Raw genomic sequence first — 19,792 nt, forward strand, 5'->3', positions numbered from 1 at the left:
AACACTGCACTTGTGGCGAGGGAGGTGCCACTACCTCTTCGACGTAGCGCTGTCGCGCAGCAAACTGGGACCTCTGTGGCGAGCGGGCTTGTCGAATCGTCGCACCGCCCGCGCTGGGGCGCGAAGCGCCCCTGATGGAGACAAATGTGGTGTATCAGACACTCCTCTGCGCCTGGTTTTGGGGCTGCTGCGCAGCCCAACGCGGGCGGTGCGACGATTCGACAAGCCCGCTCACCACAAAAATGCGCTCGCCTGAAATTATTTATGCAGGACTCAAGACTTCAGTGTGAAATTTTATCCCTTTAAAATCAGTGAGTTATTTTAAGCTTGATAAGAGCTTGCTCCCGTCCGGGTCGCGAAGCGCCCCCAAAAGAGGGGACTGCTACGCAGTCCAACGGGAGCAAGCTCCCTCGCCACAAGTTACCCGTTGCACGTTCTATCGCTTACCTGGCCGGCGCTTTAAGCAAGACTCTTGCTGACCACCTCGAACACATCGCTGGACAACTCACCCGACCCACGAATGCGCTCCAGCTCCGCCTTCATCAACGCCTGGCGCGCGCCGTCGTATTTACGCCAGCGGGTCAGCGGCGCCAACTGGCGCGAAGCGATCTGCGGGTTGAACGCATTCAACTGGATCACCAGGTCCGCCAGGAAGCGGTAGCCCGAACCGTCGGCGGCGTGGAAGTTGATCAGGTTCTGCCCGGCAAACGCGCCGATCAGTGCACGCACCTTGTTCGGGTTCTTGAGCGTGAACGCCGGGTGCTCCATCAACGCCTTGACCCGCGCCAGCCCGCCCGGCAACGGGCTGCCGGCCTGCACGCTGAACCACTGGTCCATGACCAACGGGTTGTCCTTGAAGTTCTCGGCAAATACCGCCAGCGCCTGGGCCTTCTCCGCTTCGAACGGCGAGTTCACCAGCACCGCCAGCGCGGTCAGGCGCTCGGTCATGTTGTCGCTGGTGTCGAACTGCTCAAGGGTCGCCGCCAGCACTTCGGGCTTGCCGCTGAGCATCAGGTACGACAGCGCGATGTTCTGCAAGGCCCGCCGGGCGAAGTGCTCGGCCGCCGCCACATAAGGCGTCTGCTTGGACAACTCGCGGTTGGCCTGGTAACGCAACCACAGCGGTTCATGCAGGTTGTCAGCCAGTTGCCTGCGAGCAAACTCACGCGCGGCGTGGATGGCATCCACGTCCGCGACGTCGCTGATTTCCGTCAGGTAGGCCTCGCCCGGCAACGACAGCATTTCCGCAACCATGGCCTGGTCCAGGCTTTCGTCGCTCAACACACTGCGCAAGGCCGTGATCAGGCGCTGGTCCATCTGCAACGCCTGGCCCTGCTGATGCTGGCCGATCAGTTCCTGCAACACCTGCACCGACAGCTGCTGGCCCGCATCCCAACGGTTGAAGCCGTCGCTGTCATGCTGCATCAGGAACATCAGTTGGTCGCGGTTGTACGGGAAGCTCAGTTTCACCGGCGCCGAGAAGCCGCGCAGCAGCGACGGCAACGGCTGTTCGGCGATGTCGACGAAGGTGAAGGTTTGCTCGGCTTCGGTCACCGAGATTACGCGGGACGTGGCGCCGGCCGTGGCTTCACCGGCCAGGCGCAAGGCCATGCCCGCGCCCTGCCCGTCCAGCAAGCCCAGCTCGACCGGGATCACGAACGGCAGTTTCTCGACCTTGTCCGGGGTTTCCGGGCAGCTCTGGCGGAAGGTCAGGCTGTAGGTTTTGGCCGCAGCGTCGTAGGACTCGCTCACCGCCAGGCGTGGCGTGCCGGCCTGGCTGTACCAGCGCTTGAACTGGCTGAGGTCGGCGCCGTTGGCGTCTTCCATGGCCTTGATGAAATCGTCGCAGGTCACGGCCTGGCCGTCATGGCGTTCGAAGTACAGGTCGCTGCCTTTGCGGAAGCCTTCGGCACCGAGCAAGGTGTGGATCATGCCGACCACTTCCGAGCCTTTTTCGTACACGGTCAAGGTGTAGAAGTTGGAGATCTCGATAAAGCTGTCCGGGCGCACCGCATGGGCCATGGGGCCGGCATCTTCCGCAAACTGGTGGGTACGCAGGTAGGCCACGTCCTGGATGCGCTTGACCGTGGCGGAGTTCATGTCGGCGGAGAAGCCCGAATCACGGAACACGGTAAAACCTTCCTTCAGCGACAGCTGGAACCAGTCGCGGCAGGTCACGCGATTGCCCGACCAGTTGTGGAAGTATTCGTGGGCGACGATCGCCTCGACCCGCTGGTGCGCGGCGTCGGTGGCGGTTTCGGCGCGGGCCAGCACGGCGCTGGAGTTGAAGATATTGAGGCCCTTGTTCTCCATGGCGCCCATGTTGAAATCGTTGACCGCGACGATCATGAAGATGTCGAGGTCATACTCGCGGCCGTAGGTTTCTTCGTCCCAGCGCATGGATTTTTTCAGGCTGGTCATGGCGTGCTGGCACTTGTCGATATTTTCCGGCTCGACGTAGATGCGCAGTGCCACTTCACGCTGGGTCATGGTGGTGAAGCTGTCTTCGACACACCACAGGTCACCGGCCACCAGCGCGAACAGGTAGGCGGGTTTCTTGAACGGGTCTTCCCAGGTCGCCCAGTGACGGCCGTCTTCACCCGGACCGCTGGCAATCGGGTTGCCGTTGGAGAGCAGCACCGGGTAGCGGTGTTGCTCGGCGATCACCGTGGTGGTGAAGGTGCTCATCACGTCGGGGCGGTCGAGGTAATAGGTAATCTTGCGGAAGCCCTCGGCCTCGCACTGGGTGCAGAACATGCTGCCGGACTTGTACAGGCCTTCCAGGGCGGTGTTGGTTTCCGGGTGGATGCGCACGCTGGTGTCGACCGTGAAGGTCTCGCGGGTCGGATGCAGGGTCAGGTGGCTGTCCGTCAGCTGGTAGTCAGCCTCGCTCAGTTCCTGGTCGCCGAGGTTGACGGTCAGCAACTCCAGTTGCTGGCCGTCGAGTACCAGCGGCGGCAGGCCGGCGCCACGCTCGGGGTTACGGCGCATTACCAGCTGCGCGTGGACCAGGCTGTGGTCCTCGAACAACTCGAAGGTCAGGTGCGTCTCTTCGATCAGGTAGTCCGGCGCCTGATAGTCCTTCAGGTAAATCATCTTCGGTTGTTCGGTGCGCATGGGTGGCATCCTTCTACTGATGCACGGCGAGCTGGTAGGCCGTGTACTTACGAATATTGATAACGCCGGTGTCGAAGATCAGGTATTGGCCCTTGATCCCCAGCAGCGTGCCTTCGGCAATCGGGTTCTTGTCCAGGTTGAAGCTGACGATCTTGGCTGGATACTGCTCCACCGGGTAGCGGATTTCCAACGGTTCGAGGTCGGTTACCGGTTGGATGGCCTGCAGGCCGAAGCGTTCCTGCAATTGCAGCAGGCCATCGGCGCAGGAGGCGAACAACTCGTCGCGCACCTGCTTGAGGTCCACCGCCACCGCGTCGCCCTTGAGCAACGCACGCCAGTTGGTCTTGTCCGCCACCTGGCTACGCAATACATCCTCGACAAACCCGGATTGCTGGCGCGTCGCCACGCGCATGATCGGCAGCGCCTGGCTGGCGCCCTGGTCCAGCCAACGCGTCGGCAATTGGGTGGCACGGGTGATGCCGACCTTGATGCCCGACGAATTGGCCAGGTACACCACGTGATCGGTCATGCAGAATGTCTCGCCCCAGCCCGGATCGCGGCAGGTGCCGGCGTCGTAATGGCAACGCTCGGGGCTCATGATGCACAGGTCACACTGGGCCAGCTTGGTCATGCACGGGTAGCAATAGCCCTGGCTGAAGCTGGTCTTGGTCTTGCGGCCGCAATGGCTGCAATGGATGGCACCGAGGTATTCCAGGCGCACATGGGTGCCGATCAGGGGGTTGACCGGCACCTCGGTATCGCCCAGGCGAAACGCATATTGAACGGTCGGTTCACCGAGTTGCGCCGACATTTTGCTGACTGCACCGCGACCAATTTCAATCAATGGATCGCATCCGACTTGAACAGGATGTTCGGCACGGTGGTCGACTTCGACTGGCATTCCTGCGGGCCCATGTAGCCGGTGCGCTGGTCTTCCGGCAGGTTCTGGATCTCCCAGGCGATCATGGCCTGCAGGGACAGCTCGCGCTGCTCGGCACTGAGCTTGCGGCCATCGGACCACTTGCCGATTTCCACGGCGAGCTTGAGGCTCGCGTAGATGTCCGGGGTGATGTTTTCGATCATTTCAGCAAAAGACGACATGTGAACAACCTCTGATAACGGTCGCTGGTTCAGCGAGTACATGGGTGACAGGGCCTGGCCCGTCAGAATTCCTTGGAGAGCTTGACCTGTACCAGCTCCTTGTCGAGCAAGCGCCGGAAGATCTGCGGCGCGGCAAAGGTGTAGGCGGCAAACGCCAGCCACACCCAGTTGACCATCTCGGCCACTTGCGGATAGCCCTGGGCTGTCAGGGTAATGACCACTACACGGTAGACCACAAACATGAACAAAAGCAGGATGATGGCGCGGGTAGCGCTGCGCTCGTTCATCCAACTGTTGAAACGCCACCAGGTGCCGAGGAACACATTGCTGCGAGCCTTGACGGCGGTGAGCAAATGCAGCGCCGCGACGTTTGTGGCGTTTTCCTGCAGGGCCCAGATCGCGTGGTCACGGGCGCCGTTGATGTCACCTTCGCGCAGCAACAGGTGACCAAGCACCACCACCGCGGCCGCGTTCGAAGGGTCTGCCTGTAAAGCCTGGCGGGCGAATTGATACGCCTGGTCCCAATGGCTGCTGGCGCGGTGGAACTGCGCCATGGCCACCAGGTTGGCCGGATCGTCCGGCCCCAGTTCCAGGGCTTTTTCCAACGGCTCGCGGCTCTGTGCCAAACGGCCGGTCAACTGATACAGGTCGGCCAGGCAACGATAGTTCACCGGGTTGAGCGGCTCCATATCCAGCAGTTGGGTCACATGGTCCTGCGCCAACTTGAACTTGCGTAAGGCGATGGCGACTTGCGCGGCCGCGTAATGGGCCAACGGCAGTTGTGCATCGGCGGCCAGGGCCAGTTGCACTTCACGCTTGGCGGCATGCACCCGGCGCATGTTCATCAGGCAGATCGCCAGCAAGGCGTGGGCTTCGGCCGAATGCGGGTCGCTGGCGAGCAATTGGCGCAGCGCGTCGATTGCGCCGTCGTTATGGTCGGCCTGCAGGCGTTGGTAGGCCAGTTGCAGCAGATAGTCGGTATTCATCAGCTCACCACCAGATACCACAGGGTGTACGGCAGCCATTTGACGACCATGCCTTTAAGCACGAAGCCACCAATCAACGCCAAGGGAAAACCAAAGCGGCTCAACTCGCCGCCGTAATACTGGTAAATCTCGATGGTCGCGTTTTGCTGCATGTACAGCAGGTAGCCAATGTTGAGTTTCCACACCACCAGCACCAGCAAGGCGTATTGAATTTCCGCCTGGGTCTGGAGATAACCGGCGCCCACCAGTTGCAGCAGTACAAACCCGATCACCAGGCTGCCCAGCAGCGCCACACCCGCAAGTATCCACTCGCGCACGCGCGTCGGACTGCCGACGGCAATCGAGTTGAACACAAACCACGGCAAGCCCAGCCAGGCACCGCCGAGCATCAAGCCTAACAGCGGCCAGAACGGCGAAACCGCCCACTTGGCCAAGGCCCCCGGACGCGGTTCATCTTCGATGCGGTAACCACCGTACTGCGCCATCAGCGGCCCTTCCCGTGTTTGTCGAGGAAGGCCAGGACTTCGTCGTACTGGTTGCCTTCATTGGCGTACCGCGCGTAGTTACGCGCCGTGGTCAGCCATTCCAGGGTCGTGGCGCGCACTTCTTTCAACGCCGCCTTGAAATGCCGATCGCAGATGGACTGCTCGGTGCCACTGTCGATCGAGGCCTCAATCGCTTCGTCAGCCGCAGTCTCCACCAGCTCGCTGAGGTCGGCGCCGGAGAACCCCGAGGTGTTCTTGGCCAGGAAGGCAAAGTCGATGTCGTCAGCCATAGGGCGACCTTTCATCATCGACTTGAGCATGCTTTCCCGCGCCGGACGGTCCGGTGGCGGCACAAACAACACCCGGTCAAAACGGCCAGGGCGACGGAACGCCGAATCCACCGACCATGGCACGTTGGTCGCCGCGAGAATCAGCACGCCATGGTTGTCATTGGTGAAGCCATCCATTTCGGAGAGGAACTGGCTCACCAGCTTGGACGACGTCGACTCACGGGTATTGGCACGCTTGCCACCCAGCGCCTCGACCTCGTCAAAAAACATCACCGCCGGCGCCTGGGCCCGCGCCTGTTCGAACAACGCGTGCAACTTGCGCTCGGACTCGCCGATGTACATGTCCAGTACATCGGAAATTGCCACGTTGAAGAAGGTTGCCTTGCACTCCCCCGCCGTAGCGCGGGCCAGCATGGTCTTGCCGCAACCCGGCGGACCGTACAACAGCACACCGCCGCCGACTTTCTTGCGAAAGCGCTGGAACAGGCCCGGCTTCTGGTACGGCAGGATGATCTTTTTATGGATGGTCTTTTTCAGCTCATCCAGGCCACCGATGTCGTCAAAGGTCAGGGTTTCCTTTTCCGGCACCAGCAGGCGCACCACTTCGCTCTGGTCGGTGTCGTCATTGGAGATCACGCGCAAGCGCGGGCGGCCCTCGGCACCTGGAAAGTCCACCACCGACACGTTCAAGCGGCGCCACAACGCCATATCTTCCAGGGCCGGGTTGGCATCCACTGCCGCCCGGTATTCCACCTGGGCCTCTTTAAGGCGCTCGAGCGCTGCCAGGGTGCGAGCCTTGAGCAGGCGCGCGGCTGGGTCTTCACCCTCGATCAAAGGCAATGCCTTGTGCGCCTGGCCGGCGGCCAGCAGTAGTTGGGCGGCCGCCAGCTTCAACGCCGGGGCGTCAGGCCACTGTTCAAGGTCGGCGGGCAACAGCTTCAGCCCGCGCTCATGCTCGCCGCGCTCAAGGCTGGCACCGAGCAGCAGGGTCAGCAGCGCGACGTTACCGGGGGCAGCGGACAGCGCGGCCTCCAGTTGGTCGAACGTCGAATCATCCATGGAGTTTCCTCAAAAGTGCGTTTGCAGCGCGCAGGGGCTCATGTGAGCACCTCCGGCCGCTCGACATCGACCCACACGAACTTACGCGGGTCGAGGCGGGTTTCCTGGTCCAGCCGATACGCCACCAACTTGCCGTACAGCACTGCGCTGTAGTCCAGGCACGCCAGGTTCGGGCGGATCGGCGCCGGTTTGCCGCTGCGCCAGTAATGGCCGACGAACAGCAAGGGTTCGTCGGCGCCGTAGCGCAGCAGGGAATTCTTTTCATGGGGCGACAATGGCGTGCGCGCCACCGGCTCCGGCAGTGCGTCGGGCTGGAACACGATGTCGCCGTAGGTCTTAGGGTCGTCTTCCCAGAACTTGGTGCGGAAGAACGAGCGCGTCAGGCCATCGCCACCGGTCAGCGTCAGGCCATCCGGCAGGCGCATATCGGTGCCGCGCAACAGGCGGTCGAAGGCGTTGCAGGCAAAACTGCCGGGCACGGCGGCGGCCTGCAGGAAGTGCTGGTCGATGCAGCCATCCGGGAACGTCGCGCGCAGCGGCTGGATAAAGCCGTCGTCCCAGCACGCATGCACCACGCGGAAACGCCCGGCATCGACAAACAGCGGCATGTCGTAGAACCAGGCGAGGAAGTCGTGCCAGTCAGCCGGGTGCTGCTCGAACTGGGTCAGGGTCTCGTGGATCAGCCGCTCATGCCGTGGGGTGTGCTCGCGCACGAACTGCCTGCCACTGCCCGGCGGCGCCGGTGTGGCCCAACCCAGTGCATTGAACTCGTGGTTGCCCATGATGCACAGCGCCTGGCCGGCCTCGGCCATGTCGTGGACGATATGCAGCGCCTCGCGAATGCGTGGGCCACGGTCGATGATATCGCCGAGGAACACCGCCATGCGCGAAGGATGGCGCCAGGTGCCGCCCTGCTTGTGGTAACCCATCTGGTCGAGCAAGTGCTCAAGGGTATGAGCGCAACCGTGCACGTCACCAATCAGGTCGTAGCTACGCGCGGGATCGAGCATCAGTCGCCTCCACCCCCCAAGCGGCTGCCCCAGCCCAACTTGGTGCGGCACACTTCGTAGTAGTTGTGATCCAGCGGGTGGATCAAGCGCAACTTCTGTGCCTTCTTGCTCACGGTGATGGTGTCACCGGGGGCGCAGGTGAAATGGTTCTGCCCGTCGCAGGAGACTTGCGGGTAGATCTGCATGTCTTTGGACACCACGATTTTCAGCTCACTGTTGCCATCGACCACAATCGGTCGGCTGGACAACATATGGGGGTACATCGGCACGATCACAATGGCATCGAGCTTGGGGTGCATGATCGGGCCACCGGCCGACAGCGCGTAGGCGGTGGAGCCGGTGGGCGTGGCGACGATCAGGCCGTCGGCCTTCTGGCTGCACACGAACTGGCCGTCGATGTACAGCTCGAATTCGATCATCCGCGTGGATTTGCCCGGGTGCAGCACCACGTCATTGAGCGCATCGCCCTGGCCGATGGCTTCGCCGTGGCGGCGCACTTCGGCCTGCAGCAGGAAGCGGTTTTCCACCAGGTAATGGCCGTCGAGCACCTTGGCCACTTCGACTTCCAGCTCATCGGGGCGGATATCGGTGAGAAACCCCAGGCTGCCACGGTTGATCCCCAGCACCGGCACGTTATGCCGCGCCAGGGCCCGGGCCGCGCCGAGCAGGCTGCCGTCGCCGCCGACCACGATGACCATGTCGCAGACTTCGCCGAGCATCTTGCGCGACGAGGTTTGCAGGCCGTGGCCGGGGAGGATTTCGGCGATGGTGTCTTCGAGGATCACATGCAGGTGGCGTTCCAGCAGGAATTTTTTCAGCCGGCGGACGGTGTCCAACACCTGGGTACTGCCCAGGCGACCGATAATGCCGATATTGCGAAAGTGCTCCATGGGGCTCCTGCGGGATTGGGGGGTGGGGCAAAAAAGAAACGATTATGGGCGAAAGGCCGGCTCAGGCAAAATCCTTTGTCGCCGTGAAGCCTTGATGACAACGGTTCTCAGCCCCCTGCGCAACGGTTAAAAGGCTATGCTCGGACCATGACTGTGTTCCCGGATTTGCACAACCTGCCCCGCCAGCTGCGCCACCCCGAGGTGCGCGACCTGGCGTGGGTGATGCTTGCCCCGCCGATGCTCGCGCAGACACCGTGGCCACAGCGCCACCCGCTGGCGGGCAGCGACTGGGTGCAGGCGCCCGACCTCCTTGAACACTGGCTACGTGCACTCGACCGGGACAGCCGTGCCTTGCAGCACTGGTTGAGCCTGTCACGCACCCGGCGCCTGGGCCTGTACTACGAACGCCTGTGGCAGTTCGCCGTGCAGCATGCGCCGGGGGTAGAACTGCTCGCCGCCAACCTGCCGATCCGCCGCGCCGGGCACACCCTGGGCGAGCTGGACATGCTGCTGCGCGACCGTGATGGCGTGCACCACCTGGAACTGGCGATCAAACTCTACCTGGGCCCGCAGGACGGCAACGGCCAGGACACCGCGCAGTGGCTGGGCCCAGGCTGCCACGATCGGCTGGACCGCAAGCTGGCGCACCTGGCCCAGCATCAACTGCCGATCTCGGCGCGGGCAGAAAGCCGCGAGGTGTTGGCGGCCCTGGATATTCAGCAGTTTGATGCGCACCTGTGGCTAGGCGGATATTTGCTCTATCCCTGGCCTGGACTGGCCGAACCGCCCCACGGCGCACACCCGCAGCATCTGCGCGGGCGCTGGCTGCATCAGCGGGACTGGCGGGATTTTGTCAGCGCCAGTGCGCCAGGCCGCTGGCAACCATTGCCCCGGCACGCGTGGCTGGCGCCGGCGCACTACCCGGCGGATGAAGTGTGGAGTGAAGAACAGATGCAGGCCTGGCTGGCAGACCTTGATCCGATGGCGCCTGCGCAGTTGCTGGTGCGCATGGTGCAGAACGGCGAGGATTGGGAGGAAGCCGAGCGCTTGTTCCTGGTGGCGGATCTTTGGCCGAATGTGCCGGGGGCTGGCTGATAGCGTGTGTGGTGTATGTGAGGGCCTCATCGGGGGCAAGCCCCCTCCCACACTGACTGCATTCCAAATGGGTGTACTCGATCAAATGTGGGAGGGGGCTTGCCCCCGATGGCTGTGGTACCGCCACTACACCTCATCGATATGCCGATAATCCAACTGCAACCCCACCGCCAGCTCCTGGGCCCGCCCCAGCCTGATCGGCCCGCGCTCGATATCCACCAGCAACCCCGCAGACGCCAATAACGGCAACCCACCGATGTCCTTGAGCCGCCCATCCGTGATCACCAGTACACGCTGCTGCTCGGCCGGATAACGCTTGCGCCGCGCCACCAGCCAATGCGCGGCCTCGGTCAGCGCCGCCAGCAACGGCGTACCACCGCCCGCGCCCAACTGATCCAGCCAGCCCGCCAGGCCTTTCGCTGCTTTCAAACCCTGTACCTGCCACTTCGGTGCCTGGCCGCTGGCAGTCAACAACGCCATGCGTGCCCGTTGCCGGTAGGCGTCGTCAAACAGCTGGGCGAGCAAGCCCTTGGCGTCGGTTAATGCACGATGCCGCCGCGTGGACGCCGACGCATCCACGATCACCAGCCACAACTCATGGGCCGAGCGGCTGCGCAGGTGGTAGCGCAGGTCTCCACGGGAGTGCGGCCGGCCGCCGAGCAAGGTGCCCGGCCAGTTGATCGAACCCTGCTGTGCGCCGCGTGCCTTGCCCTGCCTGCCGTTGTCCAGTCGCCCCGCCTTGGGCCGGGCATCCGCCCCCGCGCCAGGTCGGGGGCGAATGCCTAGGGCTTTTTTGGCCAGGCAGGCACGTCTCGGCGAGCGCCAGTGGGCAGTGCCGGTGCGGGCATATCGCCCCATTGGCCTTGGCCGGGCGAGGTGTCCGAGGGTGTCGGCGCCTGCCCTTGATTGGGTGGGCTGGCCGGTGGGGATTGCACCTGGCGACGGTGGCGCAAGGCAAATTCCGCCACTGCTTCGATGTCTTCTTCGGCAATGGTATCCGCGCCCCGCCACGCCGCGTGGGCCCGGGCGCCGCGCAGCCAGACCAGGTCGGCGCGCAAGCCGTCGACACCGGCAGCAAAGCAACGCTCGGTGATCTGCGCCAGGGCCTGATCATCCAGCTCGATACTGTCCAGCCGCGCCCGCGCCTGGGTACAGCGCTGGCGCAGCGCCGCCTGTTGCCCGGCCCACTGGGTGCAGAACGCGGCGGGGTCGCTGTCGAAATCCAGGCGCCGCCGGATAATCTGCCCGCGTTCGGCCGGCAGCGTCTGCCCGCTCAGCGCCACGTTGAAACCGAAGCGGTCCAGCAGCTGCGGGCGCAACTCGCCCTCCTCCGGGTTCATGGTGCCGATCAGCACAAAGCGCGCCGAATGGCGATGGGAAATGCCGTCGCGTTCGATCAGGTTGGTGCCGCTGGCGGCGACGTCGAGCAACAGGTCCACCAGGTGATCGGGCAACAGGTTGACCTCGTCGACATACAGCACGCCGCCGTCGGCCTTGGCCAACACCCCAGGGGAAAACTGCGCGCGGCCTTCCCCCAGCGCGGCATCCAGGTCCAGGGTACCCACCAGGCGCTCTTCGGTGGCGCCCAACGGCAAGGTGACGAATTGACCGCTGGCCAGCAGATCCGCCAGGCCACGGGCCAGGGTGGATTTGGCCATGCCACGCGGGCCTTCGATCAGCACGCCGCCGATCTTCGGGTCGATGGCGGTCAGGCACAGCGCCAGTTTCAGGTCGTCGGCAGCGACCACGGCGGACAGCGGGAAATGGGGAATATCGGTCATCCGTTCTCTCTTTAAATTCTGCTGTACAAGTAATCACCCGGTCATGAGCAAGCTACTTGTGGTGAGCGGGCTTGCCCCGCGCTGGGCTGCGAAGCAGCCCCAATAGGAGCGCTGCAGTGTGCCAGGTAGCTCCGGGACTATGTTTTTGGGGCCGCTTCGCAGCCCAGCGCGGGGCAAGCCCGCTCACCACAACAAGCCCGCCAGCCACAACAAGCCGCATCTCGCGTTCTAGCTGTCTTCTTCTATATCCAGCAACAGGTTTTCCAGCGCCTCGCGGTACGCCCCCGGCTCCTGCCACAGGCCACGCTGCTGGGCTTCGAGCATGCGCTCGGTCATGTCGCGCAGCGCCGCAGGGTTGTGCTGCTGCACGAACGCGCGGGTGTCAGGGTCCAGCAGGTAGGCGTCAGCGAGCAACGCATATTGATGATCGTCGATCAGCGCCGTGGTGGCATCGAAGGCGAACAGATTGTCCACGGTCGCGGCCATTTCGAACGCACCTTTATAGCCATGGCGCTTCACGCCGTCGATCCACTTGGGGTTGGCGGCGCGGGAACGGATCACCCGGTTCAGCTCTTCCTTCAAGGTGCGAATCCTCGGCAGGTCCGGCTGGCTATGGTCGCCGTGATAGCTGGCGGCCTTGTCGCCGCTCAGGGTTTCCACGGCGGCGAGCATGCCGCCCTGGAATTGGTAGTAGTCGTTGGAGTCGAGCAGGTCGTGCTCACGGTTATCCTGGTTCTGCAACACCGCCTGCACCTGGCTCAGGCGCTGGGCAAACTGCGCGCGAGCAGCGGTGCCTTCGTCGGAGCCGCCATAGGCGTAGCCGCCCCAGTTCAGGTAGACCTCAGCCAGGTCCTCGCGGCTTTGCCACAGGCGCCCGTCAATGGCGCCCTGCACGCCCGCGCCATAGGCACCGGGCTTGGCCCCGAAGATACGCCAGCCGGCCTGTTTCGCCGCGGCCTCCGCATCCAGGCCGGAGGCCAGCAATGCCGCGCGCTCACTGCGCACCTTGGCGGCCAGCGGGTTCATGTCGTCCGGCTCATCCAGGGCCGCCACCGCCTGTACCGCCGCGTCGAACAGGCGGATCAGGTTGGCGAAGGCATCGCGGAAAAACCCGGACACGCGCAAGGTGACGTCCACGCGCGGGCGGTCCAACAGGCTGATGGGCAGGATTTCAAAATCATCCACCCGCTGACTGCCGGTGGCCCACACCGGCCGTACGCCCATCAGCGCCATGGCCTGGGCAATGTCGTCGCCACCGGTGCGCATGGTGGCCGTGCCCCACACCGACAGGCCGAGTTGGCGCAGGTGGTCGCCGTGGTCCTGCAGGTGCCGTTCAAGTATCAGGTTGGCGGACTGGAAGCCGATGCGCCACGCGGTGGTGGTGGGCAGGTTGCGCACGTCAACGGTGAAGAAATTGCGCCCGGTCGGCAGCACATCCAGGCGCCCCCGGCTCGGCGCGCCGCTTGGCCCAGCAGGCACAAAGCGCCCGCCGAGGGCCTCCAGCAAGCCATGCATTTCCGCCGGGCCGCAGGCGTCCAGGCGTGGCGCCACGACGATGCGCAGGCTTTCGATCACCGCCTTCACTTCTTCCCAGCCGGGCTCTTCCAGCTGTTCCAGCGGCCCTTCCAACGCCTGCTCGATCATTCTCGCAGCGTACAGTTCCAGGCGCTCGCGGGTATCCCCGGCGGTGCGCCACTGCTGCCCATCGATCTTCTGCAACACCGCCGGGCGTCGCCCGGTCCAGGGCTCGGCCAGGGCGCAGTCCAGGGGGTCAAAACCCAGCGCGAACGCCTTGGCCAACACGCGCAGCAGGCTCGATTGCGGGCCACGGCCGTCGCCACGCGGGATGCGCAGCAAGGCCAGCAAGGTGTCGATGCGCAAACGGCCCACGGGGGATTCGCCAAAGATGTGCAGGCCGTCGCGTATCTGCGACTCCTTCAAGTCGCACAGGTAGGTGTCGAGGCGCGGCAGCCAGATAGCGGCATCGGCGTCGCCATCCAGTTCAAGCTCCTGATCGATGCGGGTCTCACGCACCAGCTTGAGGATGTCTTTTTGCAGCTCGCGGGCCCGGCGTGGGTCGAGCAGTTGGGCTTCGTAATATTCGTCCGCCAACAGCTCAAGGTCCCGCAGCGGCCCGTAGGTTTCGGCGCGGGTCAGCGGCGGCATCAGGTGGTCGATGATCACCGCCTGGGTACGCCGCTTGGCCTGGGCGCCCTCGCCCGGGTCATTGACGATAAACGGGTAGATGTTCGGCAGCGGTCCCAGCAGCGCATCCGGCCAGCAGTTTTCCGAGAGTCCCACGCCCTTGCCCGGCAGCCATTCGAGGTTGCCGTGCTTGCCCACATGGATCACGCCATGGGCGCCATAGGTGTGGCGCAACCAAAAGTAGAACGCCAGGTAGCCATGGGGCGGCACCAGGTCCGGGTCGTGATACACCGCGCTGGCATCCACCTGGTAACCCCGGGCCGGCTGGATGCCGACGAAAGTCTGGCCCAGGCGCAGGCCGGCGATCATCAGGCGGCCGTCGCGGAACATTGGATCGTTGTGCGGGGCGCCCCATCGCTCCAGCACCGCCTGGCGGTTGGATTCAGGCAAGCGCTTGAACATCGCCTCGTAGTCGTCCAGGCCCAGGCTTTGATGACAGGGGCGCAGGTCGAGGCTGTCGAGGTCGTTGGTGACGCCGCCGAGCAGCTCATGGATCAGCGCGGTACCGCTTTCGGGCAGTTGCTCCGGCACCGGATAGCCTTCGGCTTGCAGGGCACGCAGGATATTCAACGCGGCGGCCGGGGTATCCAGGCCCACGCCATTACCGATACGACCATCGCGGGTCGGGTAGTTGGCAAGGATCAGGGCGATGCGTTTATCCCCATTCGGCACCCGTGCCAGCTCGACCCAACGGCGCGCCAGTTCGGCGACGAAGTCCATGCGTTCGGGCGCTGCGCGGTAGCACACCACGTCCGACTGGCTGCGTTCGCTGCGCCAGGCCAGATCCTTGAAGCTGATAGGCCGGCTGATAATCCGTCCGTCCAACTCGGGCAAGGCAATGTGCATCGCCAGGTCGCGCGGGCCCAGGCCTTGTTCGCTGGCCTGCCAGCCCGGCTGGTTATCCTGGGCGCAGATCGCCTGGATCACCGGGATATTGCGGCGAAACGGCCGCAGATGCGGGGCTTCGGGGCTGGATTGGGCAAAACCGGTGGTGTTCAGGATCACCGCCGCACCGACCTCATCCAGCAGGTCCTCGACCACCCTCAGGCAGCCGGGCTCTTTCAAACTGGCCACCGCCATCGGCAACGGGTTAAGGCCCGCCGCCTGCAAGCGCTGGCAGAACACATCGATAAAACCGGTATTGGCCGCCTGCAGGTGGGAGCGGTAGAACAGCACCGCCGCCACGGGCCAATCCGCGTGCCAATCGGTCTGCCAGTCATTGAGGCGAGGGTTGGCTTTGTGCGGGTGATAGATCGCGGTGCGCGGCAAGGTCTGCGGCTCGGCCCACGGGTAATCGCGGTCCAGGTAGCCGCTGGCCAGGCAGCGGAAAAAATCCAGCGCGTTAGCGAGCCCGCCCTGGCGCAGGAAGTGCCACAGGCGGTCGCGCTGTTCGGCATTCACCGTGCTCAGGCCGCTGAGTTCCGGGTCCGGGCGATCATCCCCCGGCACCAGGATCAGCGTAACGCCACGCTCGGCCAGCTCCACCAGGCGCTCGATACCGTAGCGCCAATAACCGATGCCGCCGTGCAGGGAAATCAGGATGACCTTGGCGTGGCGCAGCACCTCGTCGACATACAAATCGACCGAGGCGTGGTTCTGCACCTGCATCGGGTTGGCCAGGCGCAGGCTGGGGTAATCCTCGGGCAACTGCTGGGCGGCTTCGGCCAGCAGCGCCAGGCTGGAATCGCCGCTGCACAGGATCACCAGTTCGGCGGGAGTTTGGCCAAGGTCGGCAATATTGTCGTCCGCGACGAAACCACCGGGCTGAGTCCTGAGCAGGTGCATGGGTTAAACGCTGAGGGCAGCGCGCAGTTGCGCTTCGAGGCCCGCCGCGTCCAGCTCCTGGCCGATCAGCACCAGCCGCGTGATGCGCGCTTCGTCGGCGCCCCAGGCACGGTCGAAGTGCTTGTCGAAACGCGTACCCACACCCTGGATCAGCAGGCGCATCGGCTTGTTCGGGATGGCGGCGAAGCCCTTGACCCGCAGGATGCCGTGCTGAACCACCAATTGGTTCAGGGCGTCGAGCAGCAGCGCTTCGTCGGCTTGGGGCAGGTCGATGGAGATGGAATCGAAGGCGTCGTGATCATGCTCGTCTTCACCTTCGTGGTGATGATCGTGGTGGCTATGGCGAGCGTCGATATGTTCTTCGGACCCCGCGCCCAGGCCGATCAATACGTCCAACGGCAGGCGACCGCTGCTGGCTTCGATGATCTTCACCGCTGGTGGCAGTTCTTCGGCGACTTCCAGGCGCACACGGGCCAGGTCTTCGGCGCTGATCAGGTCTGATTTATTGAGGATCACCAGGTCGGCGCTGGCCAGTTGGTCGGCAAACAGCTCGTGCAGCGGCGATTCATGGTCCAGGTTCGGGTCGAGTTTGCGCTGGGCGTCGACCTGGTCCGGGAACGCGGCAAAGGTGCCAGCGGCCACGGCCGGGCTGTCGACCACGGTAATGACCGCATCAACCGTGCAGGCGCTGCGGATTTCCGGCCACTGGAAGGCCTGTACCAAGGGTTTCGGCAGGGCCAGGCCCGAGGTTTCGATAAGGATATGGTCGAGGTCGCCGCGACGGGCGACCAGTTCGCGCATCACCGGGAAGAACTCTTCCTGCACCGTGCAGCACAGGCAGCCGTTGGCCAGCTCGTACACACGGCCGTTGGCCTCTTCTTCGGTGCAACCGATGGAGCACTGCTTGAGGATCTCACCGTCGATACCCAGCTCGCCGAACTCGTTGACGATCACCGCAATGCGACGGCCCTGGGCGTTGTCGAGCATATGGCGCAGCAAGGTGGTCTTGCCCGAACCGAGGAAGCCGGTAACGATGGTGACGGGGAGTTTGGCCAGTGTTTTCATCGGATGCCCTTTGGGGCGGGCATACGGGACGATAGGCCCTGCGGCGGCGCGCAGAAGCGGATTTCGTCACCGGATCACCCCGCCCGGTTGAATTGGAAAATCGGTGGCGAGGCAGGTCTCCTGGCTTGGGGCTTGCGGGTCTTGCGACCGGCGCCGACTGCGCCTTCCCGCCGCAGTGGCAGTGGCGTGGCAGTCAGATAAACCCTTCACAGTTGCGGGGGCAGCCGCGGCTTGGACCGCGTTCCCTTCTTAGCTTCGGCCTGGGCCGAAGAACCTCGAGGGTGCAAGGCTACAGGGGCTCGCCGCATTTGACTACCGTCCCCGGCCCATGCTCTCCTACACATCTTGTTTCGGGTGCCCTTCACAGGGTGAAACGGGAAACCGGTGAGTCATGGCGTCATGACGAGTCCGGTGCTGCCCCCGCAACGGTAAGCGAGTGAAGCGTCAGATCCACTGTGCCTGTACGGCATGGGAAGGCGACGCTTTATAGACCCAGTGTCCCTCGCAAGCCCGGAGACCGGCCCGAATAACATCGAATAACAAACCCGCGGTGGGCGGGCGCTGTTAAAACCCTGCGTGCCTGGCTCGCGGGGTTTGCATGCGCTCGTGTCACCCTGACACCTGAAAGGGACGCGCCATGTCGATCATCAGCAGCACCTCGCACACCGCCAGCAGCTCCGCCACCCTCAGCCAACGCCTGACCGCCGCCATCGGCGCGTCGATCCTTGGCGCGTGCCTGGTGTATTTCGCCGGTTTCTCCCATATCGAGGCGGTGCACAACGCGGCCCACGATACCCGCCACAGCGCCGCGTTCCCGTGCCACTGAGGCCTGCCGACATGATCAAGCGTATTGCGCAAACCGCAGGGTTCACCGGCTTGCTGGCCGCCCTGCTGCTGACCCTGCTGCAAAGCTTCTGGGTCGCTCCGCTGATTCTGCAGGCGGAAACCTTTGAAAAAGCCCCGGCCGCGACCGAAGTCGTGCACGAGCACGCCGCTGGCGCCGCTGCACACTCCCACGACGCCGAAGCCTGGGAGCCCGAAGACGGCTGGCAGCGTGTACTGTCGACCACCGGCGGCAACCTGGTGGTGGCCGTCGGCTTCGCCCTGATGCTGGCCGGCCTCTACACCCTGCGCGCACCGACCCGCACGGCCCAAGGCTTGCTGTGGGGCCTGGCCGGTTACGCGACTTTTGTGCTGGCGCCCACCCTGGGCCTGCCGCCGGAGCTGCCGGGCACTGCCGCCGCCGACCTGGCGCAACGGCAAATCTGGTGGATCGGCACTGCTGCTTCCACGGCGGCCGGGATTGCGCTGATCGTGTTTGGTCGCAACTGGCTGCTGAAAGTCTTGGGCGCGGCGATCCTCGTGGTGCCGCATGTGATCGGTGCACCGCAGCCGGAAACCCATTCGATGCTGGCGCCGGAAGCCCTCGAAGCGCAGTTCAAGATCGCTTCGCAGTTGACCAACGTGGCGTTCTGGCTGGCCCTGGGCCTGATCAGCGCCTGGCTGTTCCGCCGCAACCGCGACGATCAATACTCGGCATGACCCTGGTGGTCGGCCTGGGTTGCCAGCGGGGTTGTGATGTAGACACCCTGCTGGGCCTGTTCGACAGCGCCCTGGCCGAGGGCGGGGTCGAGCGCCAGCGTGTCACCGCACTGGCCAGCATCGACCGTAAACAGAACGAGCCAGGGTTACTCGCCCTGGCCCGACTGCTCGACCTGCCCTTGCAGTGCTTCAGCGCCGGGCAACTGGCCGTTTACGAAGCCCGGCTGAGCCACAAATCGGCGGTCGCGTTTGCCCATACCGGCTGTTACGGCGTCGCCGAAAGTGCCGCCCTGGCCCTGGCCGAACAGCTCTGCGGCGGCCCTGCCCGCTTGTTGATCACCCGCCAGAAAACCGCCCAGGCCACCTTTGCATTGGCCTGCGCCGGCTAAAATCCCGATAATCGCCCTTCCCGATCATGAGCAATCTTCATGCTCGCCCGTTTTTCCACAGGAATTCTCCATGACCATCTACTTCATCGGCGCCGGCCCCGGCGATCCGGAATTGATCACCGTCAAAGGCCAACGCCTGATCCGCAGTTGCCCGGTGATCATCTATGCCGGCTCACTGGTGCCGGCGGCGGTGCTGGAAGGTCATCAGGCGCAACAAGTGGTCAACAGCGCTGAACTGCACCTGGAACAGATTATCGAACTGATCAAGACCGCCCACGCTAATGGCCAAGACGTGGCACGGGTGCACTCCGGCGATCCGAGCCTGTATGGCGCGATTGGCGAGCAGATCCGTTATTTGCGTGAGTTGGGCATCCCCTTTCAGATCATTCCCGGCGTCACCGCAGTGGCCGCCTGCGCAGCCTTGCTGGAGACCGAACTGACCCTGCCGGACATCGCCCAAAGCGTGATCCTGACCCGCTACGCCGATAAAACCCGCATGCCGGCCGGGGAAGACTTCGACAGCCTGGCCCGACATGGCACGACCATGGCGATTCACCTGGGGGTCAATCATTTGGAGAAGATCGTCGCCGAACTGCTGCCGCACTATGGCGCGGACTGCCCGATTGCCGTGGTGCACCGGGCGACATGGCCGGATCAGGATTGGGCGGTCGGCACGCTCAGCGATATTGCCGACAAAGTCGCCGCCAAGGGCTTTCGGCGTACGGCGTTGATTGTGGTGGGGCGAGTACTGGCGAGTGACAGTTTCAGTGAGTCGTCGTTGTATCGGGCGGGGCATGCGCACCTTTATCGGTCTTGATTATTTACTTTAAAAAATCAACGCAATCCATTGATTTTAATAGATAAACACAAAAAAATGTGGGACGGAGCTTGCCCCCGATGGCGGTGTGTCAGCCTGCTCATGAGTCGACTGAGGCACCGCTATCGGGAGCAGGCCCCTCCCACACTTAATCCTACTTGTTAGATAGATGGCA

General features: G+C 63.9%; 17 protein-coding genes and 2 riboswitches. Of the genes, 5 read left to right on the forward strand and 12 right to left on the reverse strand.

What is annotated here, in order from left to right; translation table 11 throughout:
* Positions 1 to 459: 459 nt before the first annotated feature.
* From pepN to B9N88_RS23925, 8 genes are all read right to left on the reverse strand, one after another.
* Complete coding sequence (pepN, locus tag B9N88_RS23890; RefSeq protein WP_027606463.1) at positions 460 to 3,117, reverse strand: aminopeptidase N; 2,658 nt, start codon at positions 3,115 to 3,117, stop codon at positions 460 to 462.
* A gap of 13 nt (positions 3,118 to 3,130) precedes the next feature.
* Positions 3,131 to 3,961 (reverse strand): DUF2797 domain-containing protein, encoded by an 831-nt coding sequence (locus B9N88_RS23895; RefSeq protein ID WP_027606464.1) that lies wholly within the window; start codon positions 3,959 to 3,961, stop codon positions 3,131 to 3,133.
* Positions 3,958 to 4,218 carry a YeaC family protein gene (locus B9N88_RS23900; protein ID WP_027606465.1) on the reverse strand — a complete coding sequence of 87 codons (261 nt, stop codon included), beginning with the start codon at positions 4,216 to 4,218 and terminating at the stop codon, positions 3,958 to 3,960. The genes B9N88_RS23895 and B9N88_RS23900 overlap by 4 nt, the downstream gene beginning before the upstream one ends.
* A gap of 62 nt (positions 4,219 to 4,280) precedes the next feature.
* The gene (locus B9N88_RS23905) at positions 4,281 to 5,204 is read right to left on the reverse strand and encodes a tetratricopeptide repeat protein (RefSeq protein ID WP_027606466.1); all 924 of its coding nucleotides are present in this window, start codon (positions 5,202 to 5,204) and stop codon (positions 4,281 to 4,283) included.
* Entirely contained in the window at positions 5,204 to 5,689 is a 486-nt protein-coding gene (locus B9N88_RS23910) for a hypothetical protein (RefSeq protein ID WP_027606467.1), read from the reverse strand. The genes B9N88_RS23905 and B9N88_RS23910 overlap by 1 nt, the downstream gene beginning before the upstream one ends.
* Entirely contained in the window at positions 5,689 to 7,038 is a 1,350-nt protein-coding gene (locus tag B9N88_RS23915; RefSeq protein ID WP_027606468.1) for an ATP-binding protein, read from the reverse strand. Before B9N88_RS23915 ends, B9N88_RS23910 begins: the two co-directional genes overlap by 1 nt.
* Before the next feature lie 38 nt (positions 7,039 to 7,076).
* Positions 7,077 to 8,051 (reverse strand): metallophosphoesterase, encoded by a 975-nt coding sequence (locus B9N88_RS23920; protein WP_166655324.1) that lies wholly within the window; start codon positions 8,049 to 8,051, stop codon positions 7,077 to 7,079.
* Positions 8,048 to 8,938: an NAD(+) kinase gene (locus tag B9N88_RS23925; protein ID WP_003190745.1), complete on the reverse strand. Its 891-nt coding sequence runs from the start codon at positions 8,936 to 8,938 to the stop codon at positions 8,048 to 8,050. Before B9N88_RS23925 ends, B9N88_RS23920 begins: the two co-directional genes overlap by 4 nt.
* A gap of 147 nt (positions 8,939 to 9,085) precedes the next feature.
* Between B9N88_RS23925 and B9N88_RS23930 the strand changes: the two genes are divergently transcribed.
* Complete coding sequence (locus B9N88_RS23930) at positions 9,086 to 10,033, forward strand: DUF1853 family protein (RefSeq protein WP_027606470.1); 948 nt, start codon at positions 9,086 to 9,088, stop codon at positions 10,031 to 10,033.
* Between the two features lie 126 nt (positions 10,034 to 10,159).
* Here B9N88_RS23930 and B9N88_RS23935 read toward each other — a convergent pair whose 3' ends face one another.
* The 4 genes from B9N88_RS23935 to cobW form a co-directional block, all read right to left on the reverse strand.
* Positions 10,160 to 10,762, reverse strand: coding sequence for a vWA domain-containing protein (locus B9N88_RS23935; protein ID WP_027606471.1), 603 nt, complete (start codon positions 10,760 to 10,762; stop codon positions 10,160 to 10,162).
* A 53-nt stretch (positions 10,763 to 10,815) separates the two neighbouring features.
* Positions 10,816 to 11,814: an ATP-binding protein gene (locus B9N88_RS23940; RefSeq protein WP_027606472.1), complete on the reverse strand. Its 999-nt coding sequence runs from the start codon at positions 11,812 to 11,814 to the stop codon at positions 10,816 to 10,818.
* Between the two features lie 228 nt (positions 11,815 to 12,042).
* Positions 12,043 to 15,804, reverse strand: coding sequence for a cobaltochelatase subunit CobN (cobN, locus tag B9N88_RS23945; RefSeq protein ID WP_027606473.1), 3,762 nt, complete (start codon positions 15,802 to 15,804; stop codon positions 12,043 to 12,045).
* A 3-nt stretch (positions 15,805 to 15,807) separates the two neighbouring features.
* The gene (gene cobW / locus B9N88_RS23950; protein ID WP_027606474.1) at positions 15,808 to 16,869 is read right to left on the reverse strand and encodes a cobalamin biosynthesis protein CobW; all 1,062 of its coding nucleotides are present in this window, start codon (positions 16,867 to 16,869) and stop codon (positions 15,808 to 15,810) included.
* Positions 16,870 to 16,961: 92 nt separating this feature from the next.
* Positions 16,962 to 17,162, reverse strand: a riboswitch (cobalamin riboswitch).
* 42 nt (positions 17,163 to 17,204) lie between these two features.
* Positions 17,205 to 17,410: riboswitch (cobalamin riboswitch) on the forward strand.
* Between the two features lie 96 nt (positions 17,411 to 17,506).
* On the opposite strand from cobW, the gene B9N88_RS23955 reads away from it, so the two are divergent.
* The 4 genes from B9N88_RS23955 (at position 17,507) to cobM (ending at position 19,617) form a co-directional block, all read left to right on the forward strand.
* Positions 17,507 to 17,695: a CbtB domain-containing protein gene (locus B9N88_RS23955; protein ID WP_027606475.1), complete on the forward strand. Its 189-nt coding sequence runs from the start codon at positions 17,507 to 17,509 to the stop codon at positions 17,693 to 17,695.
* A gap of 11 nt (positions 17,696 to 17,706) precedes the next feature.
* On the forward strand, positions 17,707 to 18,411 hold the full coding sequence (locus B9N88_RS23960) for a CbtA family protein (RefSeq protein WP_027606476.1): 705 nt from the start codon (positions 17,707 to 17,709) through the stop codon (positions 18,409 to 18,411).
* Positions 18,408 to 18,800 (forward strand): cobalamin biosynthesis protein, encoded by a 393-nt coding sequence (locus B9N88_RS23965; protein WP_027606477.1) that lies wholly within the window; start codon positions 18,408 to 18,410, stop codon positions 18,798 to 18,800. The genes B9N88_RS23960 and B9N88_RS23965 overlap by 4 nt, the downstream gene beginning before the upstream one ends.
* Positions 18,801 to 18,870: 70 nt before the next feature.
* Positions 18,871 to 19,617: a precorrin-4 C(11)-methyltransferase gene (cobM, locus tag B9N88_RS23970; RefSeq protein WP_027606478.1), complete on the forward strand. Its 747-nt coding sequence runs from the start codon at positions 18,871 to 18,873 to the stop codon at positions 19,615 to 19,617.
* Positions 19,618 to 19,792: the final 175 nt, after the last annotated feature.

It is taken from the genome of Pseudomonas sp. LAMO17WK12:I1 (assembly GCF_900177315.1).
Classification (GTDB): Bacteria; Pseudomonadota; Gammaproteobacteria; order Pseudomonadales; family Pseudomonadaceae; genus Aquipseudomonas; species Aquipseudomonas marginalis.